The 17,752-nt window shown below is 61.1% G+C and carries 15 protein-coding genes; 6 read left to right on the forward strand and 9 right to left on the reverse strand.

Translation table 11 applies throughout. From position 1 onward, the window contains the following. Positions 1-9: 9 nt before the first annotated feature. The 8 genes from BMY67_RS16415 to BMY67_RS16450 all read right to left on the reverse strand — a co-directional run bounded on the left by BMY67_RS16415 (position 10) and on the right by BMY67_RS16450 (position 8,786). Positions 10-2,502 (reverse strand): TraG family conjugative transposon ATPase, encoded by a 2,493-nt coding sequence (locus tag BMY67_RS16415; RefSeq protein ID WP_092773673.1) that lies wholly within the window; start codon positions 2,500-2,502, stop codon positions 10-12. 27 nt (positions 2,503-2,529) lie between these two features. Continuing rightward, a complete protein-coding gene (locus BMY67_RS16420; RefSeq protein WP_092773675.1) occupies positions 2,530-2,862 on the reverse strand; it encodes a DUF4133 domain-containing protein in 333 nt (110 codons plus the stop codon). Between the two features lie 9 nt (positions 2,863-2,871). After that, positions 2,872-3,189 (reverse strand): DUF4134 domain-containing protein, encoded by a 318-nt coding sequence (locus tag BMY67_RS16425; protein WP_092773677.1) that lies wholly within the window; start codon positions 3,187-3,189, stop codon positions 2,872-2,874. A gap of 66 nt (positions 3,190-3,255) precedes the next feature. Continuing rightward, positions 3,256-4,116, reverse strand: coding sequence for a hypothetical protein (locus tag BMY67_RS16430; protein WP_092773679.1), 861 nt, complete (start codon positions 4,114-4,116; stop codon positions 3,256-3,258). A 219-nt stretch (positions 4,117-4,335) separates the two neighbouring features. Then, positions 4,336-5,112, reverse strand: a complete 777-nt coding sequence (locus tag BMY67_RS16435; protein WP_092773681.1) for a LytR/AlgR family response regulator transcription factor — start codon at positions 5,110-5,112, stop codon at positions 4,336-4,338. Between the two features lie 36 nt (positions 5,113-5,148). Beyond that, positions 5,149-6,897 carry a sensor histidine kinase gene (locus BMY67_RS16440; protein WP_143069874.1) on the reverse strand — a complete coding sequence of 583 codons (1,749 nt, stop codon included), beginning with the start codon at positions 6,895-6,897 and terminating at the stop codon, positions 5,149-5,151. 341 nt (positions 6,898-7,238) lie between these two features. After that, positions 7,239-7,952, reverse strand: a complete 714-nt coding sequence (locus tag BMY67_RS16445; RefSeq protein WP_092773685.1) for a hypothetical protein — start codon at positions 7,950-7,952, stop codon at positions 7,239-7,241. A gap of 12 nt (positions 7,953-7,964) precedes the next feature. Continuing rightward, the gene (locus BMY67_RS16450) at positions 7,965-8,786 is read right to left on the reverse strand and encodes a ParA family protein (RefSeq protein ID WP_092773688.1); all 822 of its coding nucleotides are present in this window, start codon (positions 8,784-8,786) and stop codon (positions 7,965-7,967) included. Positions 8,787-9,741: 955 nt separating this feature from the next. Here BMY67_RS16450 and BMY67_RS16455 point away from each other — a divergent pair. The 3 genes from BMY67_RS16455 to mobC all read left to right on the forward strand — a co-directional run bounded on the left by BMY67_RS16455 (position 9,742) and on the right by mobC (position 13,147). Continuing rightward, positions 9,742-10,065 (forward strand): plasmid mobilization protein, encoded by a 324-nt coding sequence (locus BMY67_RS16455; protein ID WP_092773690.1) that lies wholly within the window; start codon positions 9,742-9,744, stop codon positions 10,063-10,065. Next, positions 10,062-10,946: a relaxase/mobilization nuclease domain-containing protein gene (locus BMY67_RS16460; RefSeq protein ID WP_092773693.1), complete on the forward strand. Its 885-nt coding sequence runs from the start codon at positions 10,062-10,064 to the stop codon at positions 10,944-10,946. The genes BMY67_RS16455 and BMY67_RS16460 overlap by 4 nt, the downstream gene beginning before the upstream one ends. 191 nt (positions 10,947-11,137) lie before the next feature. After that, complete coding sequence (gene mobC / locus BMY67_RS16465; protein WP_092773695.1) at positions 11,138-13,147, forward strand: conjugal transfer protein MobC; 2,010 nt, start codon at positions 11,138-11,140, stop codon at positions 13,145-13,147. 320 nt (positions 13,148-13,467) lie between these two features. Here mobC and BMY67_RS19410 read toward each other — a convergent pair whose 3' ends face one another. Further along, positions 13,468-13,662, reverse strand: coding sequence for a hypothetical protein (locus BMY67_RS19410; RefSeq protein ID WP_177189889.1), 195 nt, complete (start codon positions 13,660-13,662; stop codon positions 13,468-13,470). A gap of 48 nt (positions 13,663-13,710) precedes the next feature. Between BMY67_RS19410 and BMY67_RS16470 the strand changes: the two genes are divergently transcribed. The 3 genes from BMY67_RS16470 to BMY67_RS19665 all read left to right on the forward strand — a co-directional run bounded on the left by BMY67_RS16470 (position 13,711) and on the right by BMY67_RS19665 (position 17,698). Beyond that, on the forward strand, positions 13,711-15,273 hold the full coding sequence (locus tag BMY67_RS16470) for a DUF3945 domain-containing protein (protein ID WP_177189890.1): 1,563 nt from the start codon (positions 13,711-13,713) through the stop codon (positions 15,271-15,273). A 558-nt stretch (positions 15,274-15,831) separates the two neighbouring features. Beyond that, positions 15,832-16,068 (forward strand): hypothetical protein, encoded by a 237-nt coding sequence (locus BMY67_RS16475; protein ID WP_143069875.1) that lies wholly within the window; start codon positions 15,832-15,834, stop codon positions 16,066-16,068. Between the two features lie 310 nt (positions 16,069-16,378). After that, positions 16,379-17,698 carry a DNA/RNA non-specific endonuclease gene (locus BMY67_RS19665; protein ID WP_245745072.1) on the forward strand — a complete coding sequence of 440 codons (1,320 nt, stop codon included), beginning with the start codon at positions 16,379-16,381 and terminating at the stop codon, positions 17,696-17,698. Positions 17,699-17,752 lie beyond the last annotated feature (54 nt).

A 17,752-nucleotide genomic window follows, 5' to 3' on the forward strand; every position in this document is an offset into this window, starting at 1 on the left:
TGGTGAAAATTAAGTCGTTCCCTCCCGCAGCTCGGCGGCCAGCAGCTTGATGGCCGTGGGCATATCCCCGGTCTGCTTGAGCTTGTCGAACAGCCTAAGCTTTTCGGTCTCCTCCGTGGTGTAGGTCGCGTACTCCTCCTTGGAGACCTCGAGGGCATATACCTTGGACACGACCCCGCCCAGGCTGATGAACACTTCAGTGTAGCGGCCCCGGCTCGCCTTGTTGTCGCGGTTGATGCTGAGCACCAAATCCTTTTCCTTGGGCGTGAGCGAGAGCAGGGCCTGAATCTCATCGAAGCGGTTGATGAACTTGCGCTGGTCAAGCAGAATCTTGCAGTCCGAGTTGTTGATGATGGCATCCTTAACAATCTCGTTGCCGATGATGTCGTCGATTTCCTGGGTGACGACGATGGCCTCGCCAAAGAACTTGCGCACCGTCTTGAAGAGGTACTTGATGTAGGCCGCCATGCCCGGCGTGGTGAGCGCCTTCCAGGCTTCCTCAATCAGAATCATCTTGCGCACCCCCTTGAGCTTGCGCATCTTGGAGATGAAGGTTTCCATGATGATGAGCGTGACGACCGGAAACAGGATGGGGTGGTCTTTGATGTTGTCGAGCTCAAAGACGATGAAGGGCGCCTGCACCAAATCCAGCGCCTGCTCCGAGTTGAGTAGGTAGTCATACTCGCCACCCCGGTAATAGGGCCCCAGCACGTAGACGAAGTTGTCGAGGTCGAAGTCTTTCTCGCGCACCTTTTCCTGCTCCAGAATCTGGCGGTAGGGCCCCTTAACAAACTCGTAGAACGTGTTGAAGCTGGGCTTGATTTGGGCGTTGGCTTCGAGCATCACGTAATACAGGCTCACGGCCGTGGAAAGCGACACGTACTCGGACTGGCTCACCGCCTCGTCATCCTTTTTCCAGAGCGCCTGCAGCAGCGTCTTGATGGATTCCTTCTTTTCCACGTCCAGCTGGCCCGAAATCAGGAAGGGGTTGAAGGCAATCGGCGCATCCTGCTCGTAGGTGAAATACACCCCGCCCACCAGTTCACAAAGCCCTTTATAAGAGTTGCCGGTATCAACCAGCAGCACGTGCGCGCCCTGCTCATAGTACTGGCGGACCATGTGGTTGGTGAAAAACGACTTGCCCGAACCCGAGGGCCCGAGCACGAACTTGTTGCGGTTGAAGATGATCTGCTTCTTCATCGGCTCATCGGAGATGTCGACCAGCACGGGCTTGCCGGTGAGCCGGTCGGAGAGCTTGAGGCCCTTGGTGGCTCCGGTAGAGCGGTAATTGGTTTCGCTGGCCCAGAAGCAGACGGCCTGCTCAATGAAGGTGTAGAAGGTCTCCTCGCTGGGAAAGTCGCCGGCATTGCCCGGAATGCCGCCCCAGTAGAGGGCCCCGATGTCGACCGTGTTCTGCCGGGGCTTGCAGTTCATGGCATTGAAGGCGGCGTTGACCAGCTTGCGCACCTCACTCAACTCCTGCTCCTGCCGGGCCCAGGTAAGCACGTTGCAGTGCACGCGCACTGGGCGGCGCTTGTGGGCAATCAGCTCGTTGAGAAAGTCGTTGTAGTACTCGAAGTTGATGGCGTTCTGGCGCGAGTAGAGCGAGAGCGAGTTGAGCCGGTCCTTCTTGCGCTCGAAGGTCTTCACCGTTTTGGCGGTCTCGTCCAGAAACACATACTGGTTGAGGATGTGATTGGTGCCCAGCAGCAGCCCCAGGGGTGCCGCGAACGAAATGGGAAAGTCTGAGTACTCGGTGCTGTAGGGCTCGTAGCGAATGTCGGTTTCCACGGTCGTGGGCAGATCATCGAGGTTGGCCACTGAAAACAGCTGGCAGAACTCGGCTCCTACTTTCAGCCCGGCGCTCAAATCCAGGTCCACCTGCTGGGCCTGGTCGGACAGATCCAGCGAGAGGTACTTTTCCAGCAGCCCGGCTTTGTCGGCTGTGCCAGCCAGCTCGGCCGAAGTAAGCCGGTGGGCGCGGATGTAGGGCGCGCTGGTCGGGCCCACGTTTTCGAGCGTGCGCACGAACTGACCCACACTGTCAAAAAAGCTCTCCAGCACCCTGGCGTCGAGCAGGTCTTTGGGCACGATGTTGCGCCGGGCCAGCAGCCCCGCACTGCTGGCCCAGTTGGGCCGCTCGGACGAGGTTTTGGTCAGGTAGAGGTAGCAGAAGTGGTTAAGAAAGGGCCGCTCGTTGAAGTGGCGCTCGTAGGCCGATGAGAGCAGCGTGCGCTCGGCCTCAAAGCCCGGCGCGTAGCTGTCCTGCACGTACCAATCCTGCTTGTGCACTACGCAGTGGTCGGGCAGCAGCCGCACGGCCTTTACAAAGGCGGCCTGCAGCTGGGCGTAGTCCTCACGCGAGAGCGTGAATAGCTCGGGCAGCTCGAGCCGGAAAGCCACGGTCACATCCGCATTCTTCGAAATCAGGCAATCCTTCTCCACCTTGTAGATGGGCTGCTTGGACTCGAGCGAAACGGAGGGCAGAACCTGGTAGCTCATAGGCTTGGAACGGGCCCGACCGGGCGGCTAAGCGCGGCCGGTCGGGTCCTGGTTAAGGCGTTGAAATAAGCGGCTGTGCCGGTTGATGATGTAGGTCGGGGACGAGCGCCGGGCCGCGGCCTTCATCAGCCCGTGCTCGCCAAAGCGGCGGTTTAGGGCAAACACGCCGGCCCACATCCCGCTTCCGGCCACAAACGTGAGCAGCACGGTGAGTTCCAGCGGCACCCCCGTCAGGTAAAAGGTCACAAACAGGGCAAACACCAGCCCGATGCCGGCGACCAGCAGGTAGATGTTGCTGCCCACCAGACCCTTGAATTCGACGGGCTTATTAATGCCCCGATTGAGGCCGTAGATGGGCATCGGGGCGGCCTACAGAAAGAAGGAACGCACGACGGTGGCCACGATGACGAGGAAGATCATCGAGCCAAACCACGAGACGGCCGTTTTCTGAGTGTCCTGATCGCCCGCATTCCATTTGCTGTAGACCTTGATGGCTCCGACCAGGCCCAGCACTGCGCCGATGGCATACATGAGCTTGGTGAGCGGGTCGAAGTAGCTGGTGACCTGGGTGGTGGCGTCCTGGATGCCCGCCGTACCATTACCGCCCTGGGCGTAGAGCAGCGGCGCACTCAGTAGCAGCAGCAGGGCGGTAAGGGCCAGCGAGGTGAGGAAAGGTTTGTTGTTCATAGCAAGGAAGAGTGGAAGCGGGAAATTGGAGCGGCAGGAAAGCAGTACCGGGCTACTGCAGTGTTATTACAAGTCGTCGTCCGGGCCAAAGAGCCCATCTAGCTCGGCGTAGCTCAGGGCCATCTGCTCGGCCATCTGCTCAGCCATCTGCTCGGATAGGGTCGTGCCGGCCAGCGCGGCTGGGGGGGATGGTTGCTGGCCGCTCTGCAGCAGCGACAGGTACTCGGCCACTGAGGCGGCACTTACCAGTTGGGCGGCGGGCAGCGAAACAACCGCCAGCAGCGAGCCCACTGGCTCATCGAATGAGGCCAGGGGTACACCGTTATCCCCAGCCACGGCCCCGGCCTCGGGCGGTAGCGGCCCGGCTTCATGCCGAACTAGGGCGGCCAGGTGCTCATCGGCCTCATCGAGGACCTCGGTGCGGGATTGGTCAAGCGTTAGCGCGTCGTGATTGGCGGCGTCCGCGTGCTCGGGCGCCGCGTGCTGGCGGTCGGCGTGGCCGGTTGCCGTGTCCGTGGAGTCGGGCAAGGCTCCATGGACCAGCGGCGCGGCCGGCGCGGGTAGGTTCAGGTCGGCGCCGGCTTCAGGGCTTTGGGAGTCGACGGCCTCCAGTTGCGCATCGCCCGTGGCGGCGTGCTCTCCGGCGGCCGGCGTTTCTACGGCGGCCGGCGCAGCCGCTGGCACGAAGGCCGAGGTGGGGCGCACCAGGGCCGGGGGAGCCGGTGGCTCGCTGCCCGCTGCTGCGCTTGTCCCCGCGCCTACCCCCGCGCCTACCCCCGCAGCTGGAGCAACCCTTCTGCTCCGGCCCCGGGCGAGCAGCTCGCTCAACTCGCTACGGTAGTAGAGCAGGCCCACCCCCAGGTAGTAAACGATGAGCGAAACCAGGGCGAAAAGGCCAAACTGGCTCCAGGAATAGGCGCTGAGCATCGAGCGGCAGTAGCTTGGGCCCCCCAGGCCGACCGGCCCGGGCGGGGACTTGCCAAATCGTAATCTGACGCTGCAAACCTATCGGCCCAGTAAGCGGCCTGGACAGAAAGTTGACGAACGGCTCAAATTCCCGGGTGAGCCGCCACCCCGGCACACGAACGGCACACCGTGGTGGGCCCTGAATGGGGGCCTGAGCAAGTGAGGCCTGAACGAGCAGGGCTACCCCACCAGGTGAATTCGACTTTTGAACTCATCCTTGGCCGAGCGGCTGACCGGCACGTACTCCTGGCCCAGCAGCACGCTGCTCTCCTCATAGGCCTGCACATGGTCCAGGTTGACGATGTAAGAGCGATGGGTTTTAAAGAACTGGTCGGGCAGCTTCTGCTCCAGCTCTTTCATGGTCGAGTCAAACACGAACTTCTCCCCCACCGTGTGCAGGCGCACGTAATTCTGCAGGGCCTCGAAGTATAGAATATCGCTCAGCAGCACCTTGACGTGGCCCGAGCCCTTGCGCACGAACAGGTAGTCCTTGAATTTAGGGCAGCGCTCGGCCGGCCCCAACACCTGCGTGCCGGCCCCAATGGCCATGTCGCTGGCCATGTCGCTGACCAGGCCAGTAGGGCCGGCCTGATAGGCATTGTAGAGGGCCAGCTCCACCTGCACTCGCAGCGAGTCATCGGTGAAGGGCTTGACCAGGTAACCGTAGGGCTGGGCCAGCTTGGCGCGGTTGAGGGTGGCCGAGTCAGAGCGGGCCGTTAAAAACACCACGGGCACGGCAAACTGCCGCCGGATGAGCAGGGCCGCCGCGATGCCGTCGCAGTCGCCGGCAATGTTAATGTCCATCAGCACCAGCTCAACGGGCTGCGTGGCTAGCACGCCCAGGGCCTCGTCGCTGCTGTCCACGGGGTCGAGCGCCGAGTGTCCCAGCCGGGTCAGGGTCCGTTCTATCTCGGCGCCAATGAGCAATTCGTCTTCAACAATGAGTATGGTAGCCATAGCTTGGAATAGGGACGCACGCCGGCAGACGATTACTCACTCACGAGTAAGCTCCAGGCGCGTGCCCGTGGGAGAGCAGGGGGTGACTGAAAGCGTCGCTTTCAGCTGTTTGGTAAGCGTGCGCACGATCTGCATGCCCAGCGAGTGGGGCTTGGCCGGCGCATCCTTGGCCGGCATGCCAGCCCCGTCATCGGCCACGGTCAGTTGAAAGCCCGTGGGGCGGTGGGCCAGGCTCACGTGCAGCTGCCCGCGGGCCAGGCCCGCAAAGCCGTGCTTGTACGCATTGGTCACCAGTTCGTTAACCAGCAGCCCCAGGGTGCTGGCCTCCTTGTGGCTTAGGATGACTGGGGCCAGCTCCGTGCTCAGGGCAATGAGCTGCTCGGGCGTGGCCAGGGCGCTGCGCAGCGAGTCCAGCAACTGGCGCAGGTAGTGATCCATGCGGACTTGCGAGATATTGTCTGCCTGGTATAAAAACTCATGGACCATGGCCATGCGCTGAATCCGGGCCCGACTCCCCTCCAGGGCCGCTACTAGGGCGGGCTCGGGCAGCGTGCTAGCCTGCCAGCCCAGTAGGCCGCTGACCAGTTGCAAATTGTTTTTGACCCGGTGATGGATTTCCTGCAGCAGCACTTCCTTTTCGGCCACGGCCTGGCAGTTGGCCTGATTGGCACGGGCCAGCAGCACCTTCTGCCCCCGCAGCCGCCAGTAGAGCCAGCCGCCCACCCCCAGACTAGTGCTCAGCCCCCCCAGCAGCAGCCACAGCGACTGCAGCTGGGCCTGCTGGCTGCGCTGCTCAAACTCGGCCGCCCGCTTCTGCTCGGTCAGCAGCTTGACGTTGTAGCTTACCTGCAGCTGGGCCAGGGCCTGGGCTTTATCGCCGTTGAGCAGGGAGTCGCGCAGGTATTGGGCCCGGTTGTCCAACTCAAAGGAGCGGGCTACCCGGCCCTGGTCGGCCTGCGCCCAGGCCAGGCTGGCCAGCGCGTCGGCCTGATAATCGGGCATCTTCAATTCCCGGGCCAGGGAAAGGGCCAGCTCCGCCATCCGCTGCGAGGCGGCCGCGCGCCCCTGCAGCCGGTACACGCGGGCCAGGGCCAGGGCCGAGCTGGCCGTCTGGGCCCCATAGCCGTGGCGGCGCATAATGCGCAGGGCCCGGCTCATGTTCACCGCCGCCGAGTCGAGCGTGGCCTTAGTCTGGGGCTCCATCATGGCGTACACCTCCCCGCGAAACTGCTGCGCGTAGCCCAGGCCGCGCGCGTCGCCCGCGCGCTGCATGTAGGGCAGGGCCTTAGATGCGTAGTGCAGCACCGAGTCGTAGCGGTGCATGACCAGAAACGTATTGGCCAGGTTAAGTAGCAGCCCGCCCCGCTCGCGGGGACTCACGTCACCGGCCGTGGCCTGTTGGTAATAAGCCTGGCGTAGGTGCCGGAGCCCATTGGGTAGGTCCTTCGTATCAACGGCTACCAGGCCCATGCACTGGGTGAAGCGCCACTCGCTGGGTAGTTGGTGGGCCCGGGCCAGCCCGGCACCCTGCTGGCTGTAGCGCATGGCGGCCACATAGTCGGCGGCCCGCTCACAGTTTACGACCAACTGGTAAAGCGCCTCAGCCGCATTAGGCCAGTCCCGTCGCTGGCGGGCAAGCTGCACGGCCTGCTCCCCGGCCCGCCGGCCCGCGGCCACATCCTGGGGAAAGAGCGCGTCGCTCAACGCCTGCAGCGCCTGGTAGCGAACTGAATCGGCCTGCCCCGGCCGCTGCGCTACTGCCCGCAACGAGTCAATGCGTTGCACCTGCGGCGCGGAAGGGCTCGGCTGGCCGGGAAGCAGGTCCCTGGCTTGCCCAGACACGCTGGTAAGCATAAAGGCCTGCACGAGGGCCAGTCTGATCAGGGGGCTATAGCCTCGCACGCCGAACCATTGCTAGCAAGGTGTTTTCAACAAACAGATTGTTTAGTGCCATGGCTGATTGAAAGGTGAAGCCCCTCCCCTACCCTACTTTCCCCCCCCCAAAGAAGTGCGGGCGCCGAAAGGTAACAGGCCTTACTTGAATGCAGTCGCGTCGGTGCCCAATACAGCCAACGACTAGCTAGTAACGTGGGCCTGACCAGTTAGGGTAACTGGTCAGGCCCACGTTACTTCTTGGATGAGAGCATCAGGCGCATCTTCTTCTTGAGCGCTTTCTGAATCTGCGCTTCATGGTCGGCCCGGAAGCGAGTCAGAATGTTATGCACGATGTCCGGCGCCGAAGCACCCGCTCCCAGCAGGAAGCCAATCTGGGTGAAGAACTGCTGGTGGTCGGCCGTGATGCGCAGCGTCGTGCCCTTCTTTTCCGCTGAGGGCACAAACAGCTGAGCTAAGTCTAGCTCGGCGCCTTCTGCCGGCAAAGAAGCCTCCGCTTCCGAGGACTGCTGCTGCTGCTGCTGCTGCTGCGATTCATCCAGCTCATCCAGCTCATCCAGCTCATCTTCTGGCTCCCCCCCTGCCGCTGCAGCACTCGGCTTGATGGCGGTTTCAGGTTCCTCTTCCGGCTCCTGCCCTGCCCCACCGGCCGGGCTAGCTGCTGCAACGGCAACGGGGGCTGACGTAACTGCGGGCTGCGGCGGCTGCACTACGGCCTTTGAGGCCACTGGCTTTGAGTTAGCCGGCTTTGAGTTAACCGGCTTTGAGGCCACTGGCGTGGGGGCGGCTGGTTGCGCCACCTGCGTGGGGGCAGCGGGCTGCGGCTGCTCGGGCTGGGCAGGGGCTCCCATTAGGCTGAAGGCGGCGACGCCCGAAGTGAGGGCGGCTAATTCGCGCTGCCGACGGGCTGCCGCGTCCTCTTTCGACTCTGGTGTTTTCTTGGCCATGATAGCAGGAAGTTATTTGGTGGTTTCGTCCAGCTCGGTAGTCGCCGCGGCAGGCGTGGTTTGCTCGTATTCTACCGGCGTGAACTTGATGCGTTTACCTGAAGGGGTCTTACTGCCCGCGCCAACTACCAGCGCCAGCATCTCGGTAATCAGGCTGCCCAGGCCCAGCTTGCCCAGCTCCTTTTCCGACATGGGAAACATCGTGGAGCGCTTTTCCTTGATGCTCACCAGCGATTCCACCCGGCTGTTGAGCAAGGGGTAGCCTTTCTCCCGGAACAGGGCCTCGGTTTTGATATAGGCCGTGCGCTTTTCGGCCTTGATGAACTTGTTCCAGAATGCGTAGAAGCCCACTAGGTTCGACTCCGGCCGCTGCGCCTGGGTGAAGTTGCCCAGGATGTGCATATAGGACATGGTGGAGGCAATCGTGCCCATATCCGGCTCCATGGGCAGGAAAATGTAGTCAACCCGCTCGAGCAGCTCGGAAAGGCCCGTGACGTTGACCGTGCCGGGCGTATCGACTAGAATGAAGTCGTAGTCGGACTGGGCCAGCGTATCGATTGCATCCACGGCCTTTTCCATGCTGGAAATCGCAATCGGGTAGGGCGTGATGCCCTGCTTGATCAGGCGCTCCTGAAAAGCCACATCGCTTTGCAGCAGGCCCTGCTCATGGGAACGGTAGGCATGCAGTGTGTTCTGAGGGTAATCACAGTCGAGCATGGCCACCTTGTACCCGTAGAGGTAACAAAGCGCTGAGGCCACATGCGTCCCGATGGTCGACTTGCCAGCCCCTCCTTTTTGAGTGGCAAAAGCAATTACGCGGGGATTGTTTTTCATGGTAGGCAGGGATTGTATCCGGGGGCAATATAAATAGAAAATTGGAGCAACGCTTCGCTGCTTCTAGACATCATAGATTCATTACTTCGATGTAGCACAGGAATAGTGAAGCGATATTTCAGTGATGTTTCGAGACGCCATCGCAAAGAAGCAAAAGTGCTACACTTCGGAGAAGCTTCGAAGCAGCATATCATTGATTCAACGAAATTTTGTATCAACGATTCATTGACGTATCGCTTCGGTGCATCAATGAAGCAGAGATGATGCGAAGCTTAGAAGCAGCGCTTCGACCATGTAATGAAGATCCGATGCGATGATGCAATGCGGTGATGATGCGCTGAAGCAACGAAGTAATGAAGCTACGAAGCGCTAACCCTCTCTTAATTAGCGAAGCACTGAAATATTGAAGCAGAAGATCAATGAAGCAATGATTCAATGTAAATTTAGCATCCAGCGCTGCAGTCTTGAAGCGCTGAAGCACTGTGCTGTTGAAGCGTAAAGTGGATAATAGGATTGCGTGACTTTTGTTCCTGTTGAAGCGTTAAATCGCTGAAGCATAGAAGTAAAAAATCAACGAAGCGGTGAAGCGTAGATAAGGCGAAGCGTCGAAGCAAAAGAAGTGGCATTTTATTAGTCGAATCAATCCCATGAAGAAGGTGCCATTAAGCCAATCAGATCGTGTTTATATTGCTTCAGAGCTTCTAAAAATCATTGAAGCAATGAAGCAAATCGATTCTAGTCCTAACACCGTTCAAGGAGCTCGTTCCCTGCACTCGTTCGTCGTCTAGCAAGCCATGTCATTGTCCGGACAAAGAGTAGTAAGTACTTAGCCCATGTGCGACAAAATCATTAGCTTCAATTGCTCAAACTCATAGATTAGCGTACAAGCAGGAGATCTCAAAGAATTAAAGCTACTTTAGCCTAAACGCTGCAGGCCCATGTCTGCCGTCTCACCATGGAAGTAAACGAACTCACTGACAAACCTGCTGACTTTCTCCGTACGCTGCGCATTGATGTAAGAGTGAGTCCGGACGAAAAGCAAGAATTGCAGGACAAAGCCAAAGCGGCTGGTTACCAAAAAGTGTCCGCTTATTTGCGCGATGTAGGCCGCGGGGTAGAGGTGAAGGAAAGCATCTCACCAGAGCTGCGGCGGCAGCTAGTCGGAATAGGGACCGACTTGCATCAACTCGCCCAGTTAGCCAAGGCCGGCAAGTCACTTGAGGGCCACGAGCCTCAGCTGCTAAAAGCGCTTGCCATCCTAAGAGCCCACTTGCTATGATTGCCAAAACCATCACGGGAAAAGACTTTGAAGGGGCCCTAACGTATGGTGCCGGCCTGCGACAGGGGCGGGGTAAATTGCCGGGGCAGGCCCCGTTGCTGGTGGTGGCCAACGTAATTCCAGGCAGCCCCAAACAGATGGCCCAGGATATGCAGGCAATGGCAGCCCGCAGCAAAAAGATTCAGAAACCCGTGTGGCATACAGTGCTCTCCTGGAAAGCAGGGGAGCGGGTAAGCCAGGAGCAGAAAGTCGCAGCTGCCAAGCGCTACTGCGCCTTGATTGGCGCGCCCGTTGACCGCCACCAAGTGGTGGTGTATGAGCACCGCGACAAGGAGCATGCCCACATTCACATCTACCTCAATCGGGTGCCGATTGATGGCGGAGCGGCCCTGCGGACGGACAATAATTTCTATCGCCAGCCGGCCATCACCCGGCAGATAAGCCAGGAGCTGGGCATGGCGCCCCTGCCCGAGCGGCAGCGCATTCTGCTGCCGGACCCGGACCCGGCCACGCAGGCAGCCCGCGAGCTGGTAAGCCGGGTGCTGCTGCGCTTACTGAGCCATCCTGATAGGGGAGGGGAGCAGTGGCTGGCTTTACACTTGCAGAAGGCGCGCATCTCCGTTCGCTTCACTCATGATAAGGGCGGCATTCTGCGCGGCGTGCGCTTTGAAGTCGACGGCATCGCCCTGCGTGGGCAGCAGGTGGGCTACAAAGGCGCCCAGATCCGCCAGGCCCTGGCCGCGCCCGTCCAGCCGGCCACGCCGGCCACTGCCGGTCCGCCGCTAGCCAACACATCCAGTATCTCCGCGCCAGAGGCGAGCTCAAAGCCCGGCCGCGCGCAGACCCCGCAACGCGCGCGCCGGAAAGGACCTGCCCGGTAGAGCCTGCCCGGTAGAGCCTACCTGGTAGAGCCTACCTGGTAAGGCTTGGTTGCTTGGTTTTAAACTCCTGCGGCAAATCATTCGTGTGCCCAGCGTGCGGCTCACCACAGACTTTGAGCCGCTCGTCAAATAGTGCTCGCCGGCTGCTGCCGGCGAGGGTAAGTTGGTCGATTCACCAAGCGTTTCGGGCAATGGAAGATGAGAAAGGGTTACGGAAAATCATGGAGTTCATGCGCCTGTTTGCCATCGTGGTGCTGGGCGTTAATATCTACTATTACTGCTTTGGCTACTTCCAGGCCCTGGGCTGGACGCCGGCCGTAGTCAAGCAGTTGCTGGACAGCTTCACCCACAACACCTTTCTGTTCAAAGCCAGCTGGGTGAGCAAGACGCTGGCCCTAGTCTTTCTGCTGCTCAGCTGCCTCGGCACGCGGGGCAGGGCCAATGAAAACCTTCGGGGCAGCTCGGTAGCAGCCTCCGCGGCCGCGGGGCTGGCGCTGCTCTACGGCTCGGATCTAGTGCGCCGGTTCCCACTGGGCCTAGGGCTGACGACGGCGCTCTACGCGGGGCTAGTAGCGGCGGGGTTTCTGCTGCTGCTCAGCGCCGGAGCCTGGCTGAGCCGGCTGTTCAACAACGACTTGATGAACGACATCTTCAACAAGCATAACGAGAGCTTTCCGCAGCAGGAGCGGCTGATGGAAAACGAGTACTCGGTTAACCTGCGCACGGAGTACCAGCTGCGCGGCAGGCGCCGGCAGGGCTGGCTCAACATTGTCAATCCGTTCCGGGCCACGATGGTGCTGGGCACGCCCGGCTCGGGCAAGTCGTTTGCCATTATCAACGAGTTCATCCGCCAGCACCTGGCCAAGGGCTTCTGCATGTACATCTACGACTATAAGTTTGACGATCTGAGCCGCATCTGCTATAACACGCTGCTGGCCCACCAGGACAAGTTTGATAAGCCGGTGGGCTTCTACGTCATCAACTTCGACAACCCGCGCAAAAGCCACCGCTGCAACCCGTTGCTACCCGAGCTGATGACCGACATCGTCGATGCCTACGAGAGTGCATCGACCATTATGCTCAACCTCAACAAGAGCTGGATTCAGAAGCAGGGTGACTTTTTTGTGGAGTCGCCCATCAACTTCGTGGCCGCCATCATCTGGTTTTTGAAGCTGTTTGAGCAGGGTAAGTACTGCACCTTTCCCCACGTCATCGAGTTTCTGAGCCGCGACTACGAGGAGATTTTCCCGGTGCTGGCCTCGTACCCAGAGATTGAAAACCTGGTCAAGCCCTTCGTCTCCGCCTTTCAAAAGGACGCGATTGAGCAGCTGGAAGGGCAGATTGCCAGCGCCCGCATTCCGCTCGGCCGCCTGGCTTCGCCGCAGCTCTACTGGGTCATGTCGGGCAATGACTTCACGCTCGATATCAACAGCAACGAGGAGCCCAAGGTGTTGTGCGTGGGCAACAACCCCGAGCGGCAGGCCATCTACGGGGCCGCCCTGGGCCTGTATAATGCCCGGCTGGTGAAGCTGGTCAACCAGAAGGGCAAGCGCAAAGCCTCGCTCATCATTGACGAGCTGCCCACCATCTACTTTAAGGGCCTCGATAACCTTATTGCCACGGCCCGCAGCAACCGGGTGAGCACCTGCCTGGGCTTCCAGGATTTCTCGCAGCTTGAGCGCGACTATGGCCAGAAGGAAGCCGAAGTCATCAAAAACACGGTGGGCAACGTGCTGAGCGGGCAGGTGTCGGGCAACAGCGGCAAGTGGCTGAGCGAGCGCTTTGGCCGGATTCTGCAGCAGCGCCAGAGCCTGAGCATCAATATGCGCGAAACCAGTACCAGCCTCTCCACGCAGATGGACAGCATGATTCCCGTCAGCACCATTGCCAACCTGACGCAGGGAACCTTCGTGGGCGCGGTCGCCGACAACTTCGGTGAACAGATCGAGCAAAAGGTGTTTCACGCCCGCATTCAGGTCGACCAGCAGGCCGTGGCCGCGGAGGCGCAGGCCTACCAGCCCATCCCTGACATTACCAGCTTTATCAACCCGGCCACCGGTAAAGATGAAGCCGAGCACATCATCAAGGCCAACTTCAACCGGGTGAAAACCGACGTCAAAGACCTCTGCGCGCGCGAGCTGCTGCGCATTGGGCGCGACCCGGCGCTGCGGCACCTGCTCAAGCAGAAAGCTGAAAAATAAAGCCCGGGCACACAGTGAGCGGGACTGGTGGGGAGTGGGACTGGTGGTGAGCAGTACTGGTGGGAAGTGGGGGGAGGCCCTCGCCCCAGCTCTACGCCATTCGTGTGCCGGGGCCGCCGCTCGTCGTCCATTTTGGGCCGCTCGTCAACTTTCTGCCCCGGCCCTGGTGAGGGCCGGTAGGTTTGCAAGGTCGAATTCTCTTCCGACCCACGCCTGCGCGGGCCGGAAGGACCGCTTTCATTCACCTACCCATTCCTCCTATGACTGAGCAAGATGAAGTGAATATGACTCCCGAGCCGGCCAAGGGCCCCGCCGCGCAGTTAGCTGGCAATAAGCTTGCTGCGCCACTCCGACAAGGGGCAGTCCCAACTACCGGAGGCGCTGATGGGGCGCAGCGGGTTTCGGGCAGCTCTCAGCCGCCGCTTGCCGCCGATGTTCGGCAGATGCTGGCCCAGCGGGCTGAGGCTCGAAAGCAGAAAGCGGCGGCGGCCAGCGCGGCCGAGCAGCCGGCGCACCCGCCGGTAGGGGAGGAGCCAGGCCGCGTGCAGCCTGCTGTTTCTCCCGTGCCAGTCACTGAATCAGCGCCTGCCCATAGTGCTGGCCCGGCGCCAGCTGCCGAGCTGCGCATCAGCTGGCAGCAGAAAGGCCACGAAGTAGCCCCGCTGATGGAGATGCGGGCTTACCTCGACCAGCTCCGCGACGCGGGCGTAGCGGTAGGCACGCTGCAGCTCGATCGCGACCCGGCGGGCAAGCTTAGCGGCGGGTTTAAGGTGAGCTATGATCCGGCGTCCAACAAGCTCGGGCAGTTGGAGGCGGCGTTGCAGGGCTTCCGGCAAGTGGGACAGGGCATCGCCGTGCAGGAAATGCCCGAGCAGGCGGCCAGGCGACGGCAGGAAGTTGGCAATGATGACGACTACGAGCCCCTGCGCAGCAAGCAGGTGGGTGAGGCGTTTGGCGCCCGGCAGTGGGACGGACTTAGCGCCCAGCTCTCGGCCGTGCCAAAGCACGCGCTCACCGTCCCGGAGCAGGTGCAGCAGTCCGCCGCCGAGCAGCGCGTGCAGCAGCTGGCCCGGCAGCAGGGCAAAACCACGGAGCAAATTATCCGCGACGGCAAAAGTGTTTTTGACATCGATACCAGCGGCAACCCCGCGTCGGCGTTTCTGAAAAACTTTTACGCCCACCTCAACGGCGGTCCCAAGACCCGCCAGAACCTGGAAGTTGACTATGAGCGCACCCGCCAGCACTTACAGGCCCGCCTAACCCGGCAGGCGGGAGCGGCTCAACCCGAGCTGGCCCCGTTGCCGTCAGAGGTAGGGGCAGAGGCGAATGCTCAGGCGCCCCGGCCCGGTCGGGGGGGGGAGCAGGCCACTAACCCCACTGGCGAGATGCCGGTGTCGGCTCCGGCAGCTCGCTTGTTTGAGCCGGGAGAAGTGCCGCAGCAGGTGCTGACCTCACTGGGGCTGGAGGTCGACGAGTTAGCGCGCAGTGGGCAGCTGCAAAAGCTGCTCAGCGGTCATAAGACGGACCTGCTTAGCCTGCAGGTGGCGGGCGAGCAAGGGCGGGAGCCCGTGCGCTTCGAGGGCAAGATGGTGCTGCACCGCGAGGCCGACGGGACGGCCACACTCAAACTCGAATTGCCCCAGGCCAAGCTGCTAATCCCGGCCGAGATTGGCGGGCAACCCATCGGGGCCGAGCAGCGCGAGCGGCTGGAAGCGGAAGGCAGTGCCGGCCTAATCCAGGGCCTCAAAAACGAGCAAGGCCGGGAGTTCAACGGCTACGTGGGCGTGGATAAGGCCATGAACACACTAGTGGTGCTGCCCCAAGACCAGGTGAGGCTCCAAGACACTGTAGCGGGCGTGAAGCTCACGCCCGAGCAGAGCCAGGATTTGCGCCTGGGCAAAGTAGTGGCCTTAGCCAATATGAGCAGCGGCAACGGGGGCCAGCAGTTTGATGGCACCGTGCAGATTAATGCCGCTAAGGCCTGCCTTGAAATAAAGCCCGCCGTCCCGCAGCCCGGCCCGCGCCAGGCTTTGCCGGCCACCCAAACCGCTAAGGTCCCCGCCCCGGACGTGGTGCCGGCCCCGAGGCCGGTGGTCAAGATAAATACCAAGGTGCCCCGCCGCTAGGCGGTGGGGGCAGGCGCGCGCGCTGGGGGCAGCGTGCGCGTGCATAAGCCGAGGCAGCGGTTTTGATCTCAACTAGCACCTTTTATAAGCGCCAACTGAAACTCTTGGCACCGTAGTCAGCTGGCCCGGGGATAAGCAGTAAACAGAAAAAATCCAGCAAATACTGCCCATAAAGCTTAAACAGGCATCCGGGAGGGAAAAATCCCTGGGTTATTACCGATAGTAGGCCTGGGTTTCGCTTATAAAACGTGCTAGTTGGTGCATAACCCAGTATTGGTGACTTATAAAGCGTGGTAATTCATTGATAATCAAAAGCTAGTAAGCAGTTAGTGAACACTGATTATATTCTGAAAGAGTACCTAGCCAGCTGATAAAGCGCGGTGTCTGCTGCGAAGCCGGCCGCCACTCAATAGCCACGGAAGCGGCTTATAAAACGTGGTTTTAAGCCATCATTGTACCGAATGCGCTTGAAAAAGTGCATTCGTTGTACCTACTAGGTCAGCCAGCACCGTGAGCAGGGGGCCGCCACACAAGATCGACGCCACCACCCAGATTAGCATGCGTTCGGACGGGATTTCGGACCTGACGGTGCTTATCCCGCTCAAGCCAAGCGGCGCCAACCACCTGCGCCAACCCATTAAATTGATTGACGGCAATCTCAGTAGGGCGCTGTTGGTAGGCACCCGGCTCGCTAAGCACTTTCTATTCTCGGAAGGCGATGAGGCCCCGCTGGCCCACCACGCCACCTACTTCATCGACAACGTCGCTGCGGCCCGTTACGTGCAGCGTTTCTAAGACCCGCCGACCACCCCCGCTAATGGGCTGAGCGGTCTGTGCCTTGCGGCCGGATGGGGGAGGAGCTACTGGCTGGTCTTGACCGATTGCAATTTCTTTGATAAAGTAAATTCCTGGCTTTGTCCTATCCTAAAGTCCCCGTAGCAGCAGCAGACGGTGGTCAGGTCAAACCAGTTCAGTATCAGTCCACTGTTGTTGGGATTACGGTGTGGTTAAATTACAGAATGGGTACTGCTATCTGGCGGCCGAATCTCTATATTCGCTGCCGCCAATATCTGTGGCCGCTCACTCACTTCTCGTTCCTCGCTGAATGCGCATTCTGCTCTCCACCCGGCTCACCCTGCGGCGGGTGCTGCTGGCGGGCCTCTGCCTGACGTCCTCCGTCGCCCTGGCCCAGACCACCACCACCGAATCCTTTGATTCGGGCACCAAAACCAGCTACCCGGTCGCTACCGTCAACTTGGCCACCGGCACCTGGACCTTCACCGACGCGCTGCTCGGCGCCGACCCCGACGACCACCGCGCCGGTGCCCAGGCCGCCCGCCTGCAGCAGACGGGCCGGCTGACCATGGAGTTCTTCCTGCCCGATGGCGCCAGCACCGTTACCATCCAGCATGCGCTGTTCGCCACCGACGCCAGCAGCGGCTTCGAGCTGTGGTACCAGTCGCAGGCCTGCAACTGCACCAGCTGGCTGCGCGTGGCCGACCCGGTTATTGCCACCACGCTCACGCTGCAGACGGCCACGTTCGCCGTCAACGTGTCCGGCCCCATCCGCTTCGAGCTGCGCAAGGTGTCCGGCGCCGCCGCCCGACTCAACCTCGACAACTTCACCGTCGCCCCCTTCGGCGTGGTGCCGCCTCAGCCCACGGCTGCCGACAACCAGCACCTGACCATGGGCAACCCCTCAGGGGCCACTGCCGACGTCAACCAGCCCACTAACTACCTGCTTGAAAAGCCCCAGTTCGCCATTTCTTACCACCGCGACCGGGGAACGCCCAATTGGGTGAGCTGGTATCTGGCCCCCGTGTGGCGCGGCTCTGCCCCCCGGCAGGACGACTTCCGACCCGACAACACGCTACCCGCCGGCTGGTACCAGGTGGGGGCGAGCAGCTACTCGGGCTCGGGCTTCGACCGCGGCCACAACTGCCCCTCAGCCGACCGCACCAGCTCCGTGGCTGACAACTCGGCCACCTTCCTGATGAGCAACATGATTCCGCAGGCGCCCAACAACAACCAGCGCACCTGGGCCAATCTCGAAAACTACGGCCGGATCCTGCTCGACCAGGGCAACGAAATCTATATCATCATGGGCTCCTACGGCCAGGGCGGAACCGGTTCGGCCGGCTTCAAGACCACCCTCGACCAGGGTCGTATCACCGTCCCCAACCGGGTCTGGAAGGTGCTCGTGGTGCTGCCCATGGGCAACGCCGACGTGAGCCGCGTGTCGGCCGCCACCCGCATCATCGCCATCGACACGCCCAACGACAACGGCATCAATTCCAACTGGGGCCAGTACCGCGTGAGCGTCGACGCCATCGAGGCCGCCACCGGCCTCGACCTGCTCTCGGCCCTGCCCCTAAGCGTGCAGCAGGTGGTGGAAGCCCAGGTCGATAACGGCCCGACGCAATGAGCCGCCCTCCGCTGCCCGCCGCCGCCCTTTCCGTTTCCGTCCGTCTGTTCTTTG

It is taken from the genome of Hymenobacter actinosclerus (genome assembly GCF_900111515.1).
GTDB lineage: Bacteria > Bacteroidota > Bacteroidia > Cytophagales > Hymenobacteraceae > Hymenobacter > Hymenobacter actinosclerus.